8 protein-coding genes are annotated in these 13,877 nt (G+C 59.7%); 7 read left to right on the top strand and 1 reads right to left on the bottom strand.

The annotated features are described in order from the left end of the window. The first annotated feature begins 194 nt into the window (after positions 1 to 194). The 5 genes from rpsF (at position 195) to dnaB (ending at position 3,788) form a co-directional block, all read left to right on the top strand. Complete coding sequence (gene rpsF, locus ACYZT6_RS23380; protein WP_003217491.1) at positions 195 to 617, top strand: 30S ribosomal protein S6; 423 nt, start codon at positions 195 to 197, stop codon at positions 615 to 617. 28 nt (positions 618 to 645) lie between these two features. After that, positions 646 to 876, top strand: coding sequence for a 30S ribosomal protein S18 (gene rpsR / locus ACYZT6_RS23375; protein WP_002551829.1), 231 nt, complete (start codon positions 646 to 648; stop codon positions 874 to 876). 36 nt (positions 877 to 912) lie between these two features. Next, positions 913 to 1,806: a YybS family protein gene (locus tag ACYZT6_RS23370; RefSeq protein WP_131058821.1), complete on the top strand. Its 894-nt coding sequence runs from the start codon at positions 913 to 915 to the stop codon at positions 1,804 to 1,806. A gap of 19 nt (positions 1,807 to 1,825) precedes the next feature. Continuing rightward, positions 1,826 to 2,272 (top strand): 50S ribosomal protein L9, encoded by a 447-nt coding sequence (rplI, locus tag ACYZT6_RS23365; RefSeq protein ID WP_003197251.1) that lies wholly within the window; start codon positions 1,826 to 1,828, stop codon positions 2,270 to 2,272. 121 nt (positions 2,273 to 2,393) lie between these two features. Further along, positions 2,394 to 3,788: a replicative DNA helicase gene (gene dnaB, locus ACYZT6_RS23360; protein ID WP_462028809.1), complete on the top strand. Its 1,395-nt coding sequence runs from the start codon at positions 2,394 to 2,396 to the stop codon at positions 3,786 to 3,788. 61 nt (positions 3,789 to 3,849) lie between these two features. On the opposite strand, the gene ACYZT6_RS23355 is transcribed toward dnaB, so the two are convergent. Next, positions 3,850 to 7,611: an NEL-type E3 ubiquitin ligase domain-containing protein gene (locus ACYZT6_RS23355; protein ID WP_462028808.1), complete on the bottom strand. Its 3,762-nt coding sequence runs from the start codon at positions 7,609 to 7,611 to the stop codon at positions 3,850 to 3,852. Between the two features lie 228 nt (positions 7,612 to 7,839). Here ACYZT6_RS23355 and ACYZT6_RS23350 point away from each other — a divergent pair, with 228 nt between their 5' ends. Both ACYZT6_RS23350 and ACYZT6_RS23345 read left to right on the top strand, forming a co-directional pair. Then, positions 7,840 to 10,143, top strand: a complete 2,304-nt coding sequence (locus ACYZT6_RS23350; RefSeq protein WP_462028807.1) for a YgiQ family radical SAM protein — start codon at positions 7,840 to 7,842, stop codon at positions 10,141 to 10,143. 407 nt (positions 10,144 to 10,550) lie between these two features. Further along, positions 10,551 to 13,826: a transglutaminase family protein gene (locus ACYZT6_RS23345; RefSeq protein ID WP_462028806.1), complete on the top strand. Its 3,276-nt coding sequence runs from the start codon at positions 10,551 to 10,553 to the stop codon at positions 13,824 to 13,826. Positions 13,827 to 13,877: the final 51 nt, after the last annotated feature.

Below are 13,877 nucleotides of genomic sequence, written 5' to 3'. Positions count from 1 at the left end.
CTCCTACAGGGATGATGCGGTGGTTGTTCAAATAATCACCAATTGCCTTGCACCTCTCCTGTCCCTTCTCTACAATTGCGCCCCTTGCTGTGACGGCAGGCACGCATGTGTCTATCGCAAGCAAGTCCATAAGTGTCATTCACTCCTTGTCTGACCGCTTTTTAGCGGCAGGCTACAACCCGTAAGGAGCATTCATGCGTCATTACGAAATCATCTTTTTGGTCCACCCGGATCAAAGCGAGCAAGTCGGCGGCATGGTAGAGCGTTACACCAAGCTGATCGAAGAAGACGGCGGCAAAATCCACCGTCTGGAAGATTGGGGCCGTCGTCAACTGGCCTACGCAATCAACAATGTTCACAAGGCTCACTACGTGATGCTGAACGTTGAGTGCACTGGCAAGGCCCTGGCCGAGCTGGAAGACAACTTCCGCTACAACGATGCAGTGATCCGTAACCTGGTCATCCGTCGCGAAGAAGCCGTTACCGGCCAATCCGAGATGCTCAAGGCTGAAGAAAACCGCAGTGAGCGCCGTGAGCGTCGCGACCGTCCTGAGCACGAAGGCGCTGAAAGCGCTGATAGTGATGACAGCGACAACAGCGATAACGCTGACGAGTAATCCACGGACCTTTTAAGGAGCCTATCAAATGGCACGTTTCTTCCGTCGTCGTAAATTCTGCCGCTTCACCGCTGAAGACGTGAAAGAGATCGATTACAAAGATCTCAACACTCTGAAAGCTTATGTATCCGAGACCGGCAAAATCGTTCCAAGCCGTATCACCGGTACCAAAGCACGTTATCAGCGTCAGCTGGCCACCGCTATCAAGCGCGCCCGCTTCCTGGCCCTGCTGGCCTACACCGACAGCCACGGCCGCTGAGACCGGGCAGTCGACGCGTAGCAAAGGATTGAATGCATGCGAGCCATAGCTGAGTTCATCATGCGCGGCCGTATGCAGGCCACTCTGGTAGTGGCTGGATGCGCTGCATTGCCGTTGTTGTATTGGTTGGGTGCTGCCGCTGGATGCTTTGTGCTCCTGCGGCGCGGATTGAAGGACGCCATTGGCGTACTTGCTCTGGGACTGCTGCCAGCGTTGATCTGGTGGTTTTACTCCGATGACCCACGCGCACTTCTGGTGCTGCTGGGGTCTTGGAGCCTTGCGTTGGTTTTGCGCGCAAGCGAGTCCTGGAACCGCGTGCTGCTGGTCAGCATAGCGATGGGAGTGGTGTTTGCAGTGGTGCTGGGGACAGTTTTTGCTCCCCAAATCGAGATGCTGGCGCAGGCTTTGATAAAAGTCATGCCGTCGCTACTCGGTGATGTCTACCAGAAGTTGTCGGTAGACGAGCAAGCGCATTTTGCGTCCCTGATTGCACCGGTCCTGACCGGCCTGATTGCGGCCTTGTTGCAAATCGTCAGTGTGCTGAGCCTGATTGTCGGGCGCTACTGGCAGGCGTTGTTGTACAACCCGGGTGGTTTTGGTCGCGAGTTTCGCGCCATCCGATTCCCGCTTTTACCAGCGATGTTGCTGCTGGCGTTCATGCTTCTGGGACCGAACATCGGTCCACAGATGGCCATGTTGACGCCGTTGTGCAGCGTACCGCTGGTGTTCGCCGGGCTGGCCCTGATTCACGGGCTGGTGGCGCAAAAGCGACTGGCCAGGTTCTGGCTGGTGGGGTTGTACGTCACGCTGTTGCTGTTCATGCAGCTGATCTATCCGTTGCTGGTGGTCTTGGCCATCGTCGACAGCCTGATTGATTTTCGCGGTCGTTCGGCGCCGAAAGACGCCGATAGCGCGAACGGTGAAGGTTAAAAGTTAAGAGGATTTTCACATGCAACTGATCCTTCTGGAAAAAGTCACCAACCTGGGCAACCTGGGTGACAAAGTAAACGTTAAGGCTGGTTACGGTCGTAACTACCTGCTGCCTTACGGCAAAGCTACCGCTGCGACCGCTGCCAACCTGGCTGCGTTCGAAGAGCGTCGCGCTGAGCTGGAAAAAGCCGCAGCAGACCGTAAGACTTCGGCTGAAAGCCGTGCCGCCCAACTGGCTGAGCTGGAAGTGACTATCACTGCCACCGCTGGTGACGAAGGCAAGCTGTTCGGTTCGATCGGTACTCACGACATCGCTGATGCACTGACCGCCTCTGGCGTTGAAGTTGCAAAAAGCGAAGTTCGTCTGCCGAACGGCACCATCCGCAACGTAGGCGAATTCGACGTAGCCGTGCACCTGCACGCCGAAGTTGAAGCCACCGTACGCGTTGTCGTGGTAGCAGCTTAAGCAGCACTTGATCGACTGGCGGCTTGTCCGTCAGACGGTTAACATCGGGCACGATCCTGTTTACAGGTCGTGCCCTTTGTCTTTCTGAACCCCCTGCTTTTCCTAATTAAACCAAGTGGCCATGAACGAAATCTCCGCTCCCGAGCAATACGATCTGCAAACCGCTTCCCTGAAGGTGCCTCCGCATTCCATCGAGGCCGAACAGGCCGTGCTCGGTGGTTTGATGCTGGACAACAACGCCTGGGAACGCGTACTGGATCAAGTGTCGGACGGCGATTTCTATCGACATGACCACCGCTTGATCTTCCGCGCGATCGCCAAGCTCGCCGACCAGAACTCCCCCATTGACGTCGTGACCCTTGCCGAGCAATTGGACAAGGAAGGTCAGACGTCGCAAGTCGGTGGCCTCGGTTACCTGGGTGAGTTGGCGAAAAACACGCCGTCCGTCGCCAACATCAAGGCGTATGCGCAGATCGTCCGCGCGCGGGCGACGTTGCGGCAGCTTATCGGCATCGCCACCGAGATTGCCGACAGCGCTTTCAACCCGGAAGGCCGCACGGCTGAAGAGATCCTCGACGAAGCCGAGCGGCAGATCTTTCAGATCGCCGAGGCCCGGCCCAAAACCGGCGGCCCGGTGAGCGTGAACGACCTGCTGACCAAGGCCATCGACCGCATCGACACCTTGTTCAACACCGACAACGCCATCACTGGCCTGTCCACCGGCTACACCGACCTCGACGGGATGACCAGCGGCCTGCAGCCGTCCGACCTGATCATCGTCGCCGGCCGTCCATCCATGGGTAAAACCACCTTTGCGATGAACCTGGTGGAAAACGCCGTGTTGCGCAGCGACAAGTGCGTACTGGTTTACTCGCTGGAGATGCCAGGCGAATCGCTGATCATGCGTATGTTGTCGTCCCTCGGTCGTATCGACCAGACCAAGGTCCGTGCCGGTCGCCTGGAAGACGACGATTGGCCGCGCCTGACCTCGGCGGTCAACCTGCTCAACGATCGCAAGCTGTTCATCGACGACACGGCGGGCATCAGCCCTTCGGAAATGCGCGCGCGGACCCGGCGTCTGGTGCGTGAGCACGGCGATGTCGGCCTGATCATGATCGACTACCTGCAGTTGATGCAGATCCCGGGTTCGGGCGGCGACAACCGGACCAACGAGATTTCCGAGATCTCCCGTTCCTTGAAAGCCCTGGCCAAGGAATTCAACTGCCCTGTGGTGGCGTTGTCTCAGCTCAACCGCTCCCTGGAGCAGAGACCGAACAAACGCCCGATCAACTCCGACCTCCGGGAGTCCGGAGCGATCGAGCAGGATGCTGACGTGATCATGTTCGTGTACCGGGACGAGGTGTACCACCCGGAAACCGAGCACAAAGGCATCGCCGAGATCATCATTGGCAAGCAGCGGAACGGCCCGATCGGTACGTCGCGACTGGCGTTCATCGGCAAGTACACTCGCTTCGAAAACCTCGCGCCAGGCAGCTACAACTTCGACGACGAGTAATGCTCGCCGGGGTTGTCAGTCAGCAGCCCCTGGTCCTTTCATGATCAATCAGCCCGGGCCGTTACTTATCGGTATCCGGGTTGCTGTCCGGGGCTTGCCCGGCCAGCGGATGTTCGGCCAGTTCCTGGCGGGTCAGCGACTGAATCAACGTGGCCTCTTCAATCCCAAGCTGTGCCTGCAAATCATTGGTTTGCGCCTGGTAAGCGGCCTTTGTTATCTCTTCGGCGACAAAACTGTCGTGCAAAGCGTCAAGCCGTTCCTGATAAGGCCTGCTCTGCGCTTCGAATTGCGGGCGGTACTTGTTGGTCACGTAGTCCTGCCAGAAATCCCTCGACACCAGCGCTTGAAACTCTTCCGGTGAATTATCCAGCGCCAGAACTTTTTCACAGGCTGTATCCAGCATTGCCTGGGTGACCTTGCCCATGTGGGTGAAAACGACCCGCTCAGGTTGCCCAGGCAACTGCAATCGATCCTTGAGACCGTGGCGATAGGCGAGTCTTATCTCCACTTCTTCCTTCAGACGATCGCGGTGAGCGTACTTCTCTATTTCCGGAACCTGGGGATCGTTGATCACGGCTTCGCTGCGCTGGATGTCAGCCGATGCAATCTTGTCCACTTCATGCAGTCGCATCAGTCCTCTGGACAGTTTCGATAACTGCAGGCCGTGTGTCTGATCAAGGGCCTGACTACGGGCCCTGAAAATCATCACCCTGACTTCAAGATTACCGAAGGAGAACGCTGCTCGATCGCAGCAGGCGGGCTCACCGGCACGATCAAAAAGCTCGTTGCGCAGGCTTTCGGATTCCGGGCTGTTTTCGGTGATGCTGTCGATCACCTCCCAAACCCTTCGCTGAAGGTCGGCCCGGCCGGCGCCAAGCGGTTCCAGGCGATCGAGACGCTCCAGCATCGAGAAGAGGCCATCCGCGCCATGTTGCTCGCGCAGCATATGCCATTGCGTTCTTCTGACTGCAAGCTGGTCCTGGGATAAACCTGCGGCCCAGGCCTGAAACGGCTCGTCGACCCGTGGTCTGGACGGAGCATTGAACAATTGACCGCTGATCGAAAGGACCAGGCCTTGCGGAACGCCGATTTCGGTCAGGCCGGCCTCAGCCAATCGAAAGCCATAAACTCTTACACGCTCAACGGTCTCGTCCGACAATGGATTGTTGTGCAGATTCGTTCCATCAGTCATGCGTGCAGTCCGCACCAGATGCTCGTCAGGAGGCGCGAGAATAGAATCCGGGATCGTTGTGATTTGATTGTTACCCAGTTGGACGTAGTCCAGCAACGGTTGTGCCCCTACCCCTGGCGGCCAGTTATCAATGCCTGTATTGGACATGTCGAGCGTACGCAAATCGGTTATCAGGCTGAAATCTGGTGATATGCCGATCTGATTATTGGCCAGTGACAAAAGCCGGAGTGTCACTCGCCCGGACAGCGTCCGGGCCGTTTCCGAACTCAGGAGAATCTGGTTCCTGGATAGATCGAGACGCGTCAGGCCGTGCATCTCTCCCAGAGCCGGGGGCAGCTCTCTGAGGCGATTGTTCGACATGGACAGCCAGCGCAGATGGCGGTATCGGGTAAGGAAGCCTTCTGGAGAGGTGCTCAGGTTCATGTTGTCCAGCTTGAGCGAGCCGACATGGCTGAAGTCTGCATCAAGATCCGGCAGGCTCGGCAAGGTCAAACCGCTGAGGTCAAGTTCCAGGCCGATCGGGCTCCCGTCAGCAGCTGAGTGCATCTGCGGTGTTTCCTGTCTCCAGCAGCGCAGGATGCGATTGCGGGCTGTGTATCGGTCGTCTCGAGTCGTCGCATTTATCTGTATTTGATCTGCCCGAACGTATTGCTGGCGGGCACCACCTCCCGAAAAAGACCAAGCGTCCAGTTGGTCATTGAGCGTCGCGAATTCCTGCTCCAGCCTGAGCAGTTCGGTCGGCGCCCCATCGCCTAGGCCACTGATGAATCCATTGGCGTCTTCAATGCTTTTCGTCGGATACAGGCGCAGGAACCGTTCCGCGCTCGGGATTTCCGGGGCCGGGGGCGGGACGTGCGAATCAGGGATGGAAGCGGGCATTTCCTGGCGCTGTAAGCGCAAGTCGACATCAAGCTGATCCAGATAGCCCGGTGGAAACTCGTTGCCGTCCAGCATTGTGACGCGATGGGGCCGCACGCTCGTTTCGGATTGATCCGCCGGTGAGGTCAGGAATTGCGCAGGCACTTCGCGTAATCGGTTGAAACGCAAATCGAGGGTTTGCAGAGGGGAGGTGCTTTGCAGGCCCGGCCACAGCTCGATCCCCGTCGTATGCAAAACCAGTGTTCTTAATTGAGGCATCGCACTGAAATCGGGTGTCCTGCCCAATGGGTTTTGCGCCAGATCGATATTCTGAAGTTGATTAAGCGCGCTCAGCCTGGCTGCGCCGTGTTCATCCAGGACGATTTGGTTGCCGCGCAGATTCAGTGACGTCAGGTGGTTCATTCCACCAACGGCATCGGGAAATTTCCCCAGTGTGGTACCAGTAATCTTCAAGCTTTCCAGGCCAGAGAAATTGGCAAGAAATGTATCGGCCGTCGCGGACCAGGTGATCGAGCTGATATCGAGGTTTCGCACATGACTGAAATCCGCTGACAGTGCCGGTAGCGTTCCGTTCCCGGACGGCAGCTTCAGCTTTTCACCCGTCTCCCTGCGCCAGCAACGCCTGATATCCAGAGCGACGCGCTCTGCCCAGCCCTGCGCAGATCCGGACGCGGAGGGATGATCGTTTGTCCGGGTCCAATCCTGCAGCCCTCTCTTGAGTGATGTGTACTCGGTTTCCCGACGCGACAAACCGCCTGCGACATCGTCTCCCAGCGACCGGATAAAGGCTGCAATCTGTTCATCACCGAAGGAAGGGAACAGTTTGCGTGCGCGATATTGCGGGTTGCTCAGCCGGTTGGCTGCCGCGGCAAGCAGGTCACCCATTCGCCGGTGGAAGGGCAGGTCTCGCTCGCCCTGGCGCATTCCGCCTGCGCCAGCCAGAAGGGTTCCGATCCAACCGTTCTGCGCGTTGAAAACAATAGGTTCCGACCTTCCCGGCCGCGTTGCGACATAAATATTGTTGTCGTCCAGGGCGACGGGATCCTCTGACCGGACGATGCGCATCACGCTGGTTTGTGGTGAGGATGCATCCAGATCATGCAGGACCTGAAAGGCGCAGTTGCGGATGACTGCATAGAGTTTGCCGTCGCGTCGAAACAGACCGTCGAGGCCGGGCTCGACGCCGGTGAAGTCCAGAGTCGTGCGGAAGGTCTCCAGGCGGGTGTCGCTCAACGAGTAGGTCGTCGGTGTGAAGTCATCCAGCGGATACCAGAGTTTGCTCTCAGGATCGTGCACAAGCACGGGTCCGGAAGGGGTCCTCTCGCTGGGCAGTCTGGCCCGGTACAGTCCGGTTTCCGGATCCTGCCCGATCAGCACGATGCCGCCGCCAGACACATCGGCATATCGGCGCCCCTTGAATGTCCTGAAACCCTGGGCGTCGGCATCTGGCAATCGGGCGGCAGCGGTGATCCGGTAATGCTCGAGCGAGTGTTGTACGGGCGTGGATGCGGGGGCTGCGGCGAGCGTCAGCTCGCTGACCGTGACTGAGAGTGCCGGTGTGATTGCGTCAAGGTCCGCTCCGGCCGGGGTTCTGCCAGCCGCCATGGGATTGCGCGCACGAATCGCGGTTGGCGAGGCAGAGTCGATTTGGCGCGGTGTGTCGGGCTGCGACGTGAGTTCTTTTGATGGCGGTGTGGGACGTAGGTGGATATCGACTGAGGCTGTACCTCTGGAGGGAGGTCTTGGTGACATAGTGTTTCATCCTTGAAGAGTTTTCTGGCCATCGCCTTCAAATGAAGGGCGGAATGGCATTGGGCGTCATTGCCGGTTTTGCGTCTGAATCCTGAAATGCGAAGTGGTGGGTTCGGTTTGTGCCATGGGCACCGGATCGGAGAGAAACCGACCACGGTCGTCGGAATTGGTCAAAATTTGTGCTATATTCCGCGCCCGCGATTTTCCATCTCAACACCGGTCGTCGACATGCAAGCAGCCAAGCCGTTATTTGACTATCCAAAATATTGGGCCGAATGTTTCGGGCCCGCGCCATTCCTGCCGATGAGCAGGGAGGAGATGGATCAGCTTGGCTGGGATTCCTGCGACATCATCATTGTCACCGGTGATGCGTACGTCGATCACCCGTCTTTCGGTATGGCAATCATCGGCCGGCTGCTGGAGTCGCAAGGCTTTCGCGTCGGGATCATTGCCCAGCCAAACTGGCAGTCCAAAGACGACTTCATGAAGCTCGGCGAGCCGAACCTGTTTTTCGGCGTCGCGGCCGGCAACATGGATTCGATGATCAACCGCTACACCGCCGACAAGAAAATCCGTTCCGACGACGCCTACACCCCCGGTGGCATGGCGGGCAAACGTCCGGACCGCGCGAGCCTGGTTTACAGCCAGCGCTGCAAGGAAGCCTACAAGGACGTGCCAATCGTGCTCGGTGGCATCGAAGCTTCCCTGCGCCGCATCGCCCACTACGATTACTGGCAGGACCGGGTGCGCAACTCGATCCTGATCGACGCCTGCGCCGACATCCTGCTCTACGGCAACGCCGAGCGTGCGATCGTCGAAGTTGCCCAGCGTCTGTCCTACGGTCACAAGATCGAAGACATCACCGATGTGCGCGGCACGGCGTTTATCCGTCGCGATACGCCGAAAGACTGGTACGAAGTCGATTCCACGCGTATCGACCGTCCGGGCAAGGTCGACAAGATCATCAACCCGTACGTCAACACCCAGGACACCCAGGCCTGCGCCATCGAGCAGGAAAAGGGGCCGGTTGAAGACCCGAGCGAAGCCAAGGTCGTGCAGATTCTGGCCAGCCCGAAAATGACCCGCGACAAGACCGTGATTCGCCTGCCGTCGGTTGAAAAGGTCCGTGGCGATGCGGTGCTTTACGCTCACGCCAACCGCGTGCTTCACCTGGAAACCAACCCGGGCAACGCACGTGCGCTGGTACAGAAGCACGGCGAAGTTGACGTCTGGTTCAACCCGCCGCCGATTCCGATGACCACCGAAGAAATGGACTACGTGTTCGGCATGCCTTACGCACGAGTCCCGCACCCGGCGTACGGCAAGGAAAAGATCCCGGCCTACGACATGATCCGTTTCTCGGTGAACATCATGCGGGGCTGCTTCGGCGGCTGCACGTTCTGCTCGATCACCGAGCACGAAGGCCGGATCATCCAGAACCGTTCCGAAGAGTCGATCATTCGCGAAATCGAAGAGATCCGCGACAAGGTGCCAGGCTTTACCGGCGTCATTTCCGACCTCGGCGGCCCGACCGCGAACATGTACCGCATTGCCTGCAAGACCCCGGAAATCGAATCCGCGTGCCGCAAGCCGTCGTGCGTGTTCCCCGGCATCTGCCCGAATCTGAACACCGATCACTCGTCGCTGATCCAGCTGTATCGCAGCGCCCGTGCGTTGCCGGGTGTGAAGAAGATCCTGATCGCGTCCGGCCTGCGTTACGACCTCGCGGTCGAGTCGCCGGAATACGTCAAGGAGCTGGTGACGCACCACGTCGGTGGTTACCTGAAGATCGCCCCGGAACACACCGAGGAAGGTCCGCTCAACCAGATGATGAAACCGGGCATCGGCAGCTATGACAAGTTCAAGCGCATGTTCGAGAAGTACACCAAGGAAGCCGGGAAAGAGCAGTACCTGATTCCGTACTTCATCGCCGCCCACCCGGGCACCACCGACGAAGACATGATGAACCTGGCCCTTTGGCTCAAGGGCAACGGCTTCCGTGCCGACCAGGTGCAGGCGTTCTACCCGTCGCCGATGGCCACGGCCACCGCGATGTACCACTCGGGCAAGAACCCGCTGCGCAAGGTCACTTACAAGAGCGACGGCGTGACTATCGTCAAGAGCGAAGAGCAGCGTCGTCTACACAAGGCATTCTTGCGTTATCACGACCCGAAAGGCTGGCCGATGCTGCGTGAAGCGCTGACCCGCATGGGCCGCGCCGACCTGATCGGGCCGGGCAAGAACCAGTTGATCCCGCTGCACCAGCCGGCGACCGACAGCTACCAGAGTGCCCGTCGCAAGAACTCGACGCCGGTCGGCAGCCATAAAGTGGCGGGTGAGAAGACCACCAAGATCCTGACCCAGCACACCGGTCTGCCACCGCGCGCCAGCGATGGCGGAAATCCGTGGGACAAGCGTGAACAGGCCAAGGCGGCGGCGTTTGCCCGCAACCAGCAGGCGGCCAAGGAGCGCAAGGATGCGGCCAAAGGTAAAGGGCCAAAGCCTGCGCGTAAGCCGGTTGTGCCGCGCTAAGCCTCGCTTGAACTGACAGAACGCCAACCTTCGGGTTGGCGTTTTGCGTTGTGGATGTCGGGAAATGATCGTTCCCACGCGGGAGTGGAACGAGAGGCTGTGTTGGGGCATCTGGCCTCTTCGCGGGCAAGCCTCGCTCCTACAGGTCATGTGTCGCTAACGGAATCGTGATTCGACACAAAACCTGTAGGAGCGAGGCTTGCCCGCGAAGAGGCCGGTACAGCTGCAGCAATCCTGGCTGACAGCCCCCTCCGCAACATTTGCGTGCAACTCCTCCCAACCAATTTCCCGCATCGCCCGATTTTGGTGCTGTACTGCCTCAAGCAACCGAAGAAAGCGCCAGCGCCGCTGGATGGCATAAGTCTTGCGCGCTTTCCAATACGCTTAAGGCTCGCAGGAGGCACGCCGTGTCGATTCATGTCGCATTGCACCACGTCACGCATTACCGCTACGACCGCGCCGTCGAGCTCGGTCCGCAGATCGTTCGCCTGCGCCCGGCCGCCCACAGTCGCACGCGGATTCTGTCCTATGCGCTGAAAGTTTCCCCCGAGCAGCATTTCATCAACTGGCAGCAAGACCCCCAGGGCAATTACCTGGCGCGGTTGGTGTTCCCGGATAAAACCGATGAGCTGCGGATCGAGGTCGATTTGCTGGCGGAGATGGCGGTCTTCAATCCGTTCGACTTTTTCCTCGAGCCCTACGCGGAAAAGATCCCGTTCGACTACGCCGCGGATGAACGCAAGGAACTGGCGCCGTATCTGGAAACCTTGCCCCTGACGCCGACGTTCAAGGCCTATCTGGACGGCATCGACCGCACACCCCTGCCGAGCGTGGATTTTCTGGTGGCGCTCAATCAGCGCCTGAGCGAAGACATCGGCTACCTGATCCGCATGGAGCCGGGGGTGCAAACGCCCGAGCACACCCTTGAACAGGCTTCCGGTTCCTGCCGCGACTCGGCGTGGTTGCTGGTGCAACTGCTGCGCAACCTCGGGCTGGCGGCGCGTTTCGTCTCCGGCTACCTGATTCAACTCACCGCCGACGTCAAAAGCCTCGACGGCCCCTCGGGCACGGAAGTGGACTTCACCGACCTGCACGCCTGGTGCGAGGTCTATTTGCCCGGTGCCGGCTGGATCGGCCTGGACGCGACCTCGGGGCTGTTTGCCGGCGAAGGACACATTCCGTTGGCGTGCAGTCCCGATCCGGGCTCTGCGGCACCGATCAGTGGCTTGGTGGAACCGTGCGAGTGCGAATTCACCCACGAAATGTCCGTGGAGCGGATCTGGGAAGCGCCGCGGGTCACCAAGCCCTACACCGAAGACCAGTGGCTGGCGATCCAGGCGCTGGGCCGGCAGATCGATGCCGACCTGCTGGAAGGCGACGTGCGCCTGACCATGGGCGGCGAGCCGACCTTCGTTTCCATCGATGACCCGGACGGCGCCGAGTGGAACACCGCCGCGCTCGGGCCGGACAAGCGTCGGTTATCCGCTGAGCTGTTCCAGCGCATGCGCAAACGCTACGCGCCCAAAGGCCTGGTGCATTTCGGTCAGGGCAAGTGGTACCCCGGCGAGCAACTGCCACGCTGGTCGCTCAATTGCTACTGGCGCCGCGATGGCGTACCGATCTGGCACAACAGCGCACTGATCGCCGATGAGCAAGAAGACTACGGCGCCGACGGCGAGCTGGCCGGGCGTTTTCTGTCGAGCGTCGCCGAACGCCTGAAAATTCCGACACGCTTTGTGTTCCCAGCCTACGAAGACAATTTCTATTACCTCTGGCGCGAAGGCACGTTGCCGCAGAACGTCAGCGCCGAAGACTCACGTCTCGAGGAGCCGTTGGAGCGGGAGCGCCTGCGTAAAGTCTTCAGCCAGGGGCTGGACAAGGTGATCGGCCAGGTCCTGCCGCTGGCGCGTACCGCCAAGGGTGATCAATGGCAAAGCGGTCGCTGGTATCTGCGTGACGAGCATTGTCGACTGGTGCCGGGGGATTCGCCGCTGGGTTATCGCTTGCCGCTGGCTTCGCAGCCCTGGGTGAAAGCGGCCGAGTACCCGTTTATCTACCCGAACGACCCGAATCAGGAATTCCCTGCGCTTCCAGACACTCAACAGCTGAACAGTCCGGGAACGCCGGCCGAAGCGGTCGAGCGGGATCTGGAGGTCGATGAATCCGCCGATTGGCTGACCCGCACTGCGTTCTGCGCCGAGGCTCGGGAAGGCCGGTTGTACTTGTTCATGCCGCCGCTGGAACGGGTCGAGGATTATCTGGAGTTGGTTGCCGCGATCGAGGCCACGGCCCAGGAACTGCATTGCCCGGTGTTGCTGGAAGGCTATGAGCCGCCGAGTGATCCGCGTCTTAGCAACTTCCGCATCACCCCGGATCCGGGCGTGATCGAGGTCAACGTGCAGCCGTCCGCCACGTGGGATGAGCTGGTCGAACGCACCGAGTTTCTGTACGAAGAAGCACGCCAGACCCGACTGACCACCGAGAAATTCATGATTGACGGCCGGCACACCGGCACGGGTGGCGGCAACCATTTCGTCCTGGGTGGCGCGACACCGGCTGACTCACCGTTTCTGCGCCGTCCCGATCTGCTGCGCAGCCTGATCAGTTACTGGCATAACCATCCGTCCTTGTCCTACCTGTTTTCCGGATTGTTCATCGGCCCGACATCCCAGGCGCCGCGTGTTGATGAGGCGCGCAACGATGCGTTGTACGAACTGGAAATCGCCTTCGCGCAAATGCCTTCACCCGGTGAAGAATGCGCGCCATGGCTGGTCGACCGGTTGCTGCGCAACTTGCTGATCGACGTGACTGGCAACACGCACCGCGCGGAATTCTGCATCGACAAGCTCTACTCGCCCGATGGCGCGACCGGGCGACTTGGATTGCTCGAGTTGCGCGCCTTTGAAATGCCGCCGCATGCACGCATGAGTCTGGCGCAGCAGTTGTTGCTGCGGGCGCTGGTGGCGCGGTTCTGGCGCGAGCCTTATGCGCCGCCGAAACTGGCGCGCTGGGGCACAGAGCTGCATGACCGATTCCTGCTGCCGCACTTTATCGAACAGGATTTCGCGGATGTGATCGTCGATCTCAATGCCGCCGGCTATCCCGTGCGGGCGGAGTGGTTTGCCGCGCACCTGGAATTTCGCTTTCCCAAGGTCGGCGATTACGCGGTCAGCGGTATCGAACTGGAGGTGCGTCAGGCGCTGGAGCCTTGGCATGTGCTGGGTGAAGAGGGCGCGGTCGGCGGCACGGTGCGCTACGTGGATTCGTCCCTGGAGCGCCTGCAGGTCAAGCTCACCGGCCTGGCGCCGCAGCGTTATTTGCTGACGTGTAATGGCGTTCCAGTGCCTTTGCAGCCCACCGGACGGGTCGGCGAGTTCGTCGCTGGCGTGCGCTTCCGTGCCTGGCAACCGGCCAACTGCCTGCAACCGACCATTGCGGTCCACGCACCACTGGTGTTCGACCTGCTCGACACCTGGATGCAACGATCGCTGGGTGGCTGTCAGTACCACGTTGCCCATCCGGGCGGGCGCAACTACGACAGTTTGCCGGTGAATGCCAATGAGGCCGAGAGCCGGCGGATGGCGCGTTTCTTCCGCATCGGACACAGCCCGGGGAAATTTTCTGTACCGATTCTGGAAATCAACGACGAGCTGCCGATGACGCTCGATTTGCGACGTTTCTAAACCGTACGCGACGCTCGGATTTTTCGTATATCCGAGTGTCATGAGCCTGCG

The organism is Pseudomonas sp. RT6P73 (assembly GCF_054897715.1).
The sequence above is the reverse complement of the archived record's forward strand: the minus strand, read 5'-3'. Positions and strand labels throughout refer to the sequence as shown.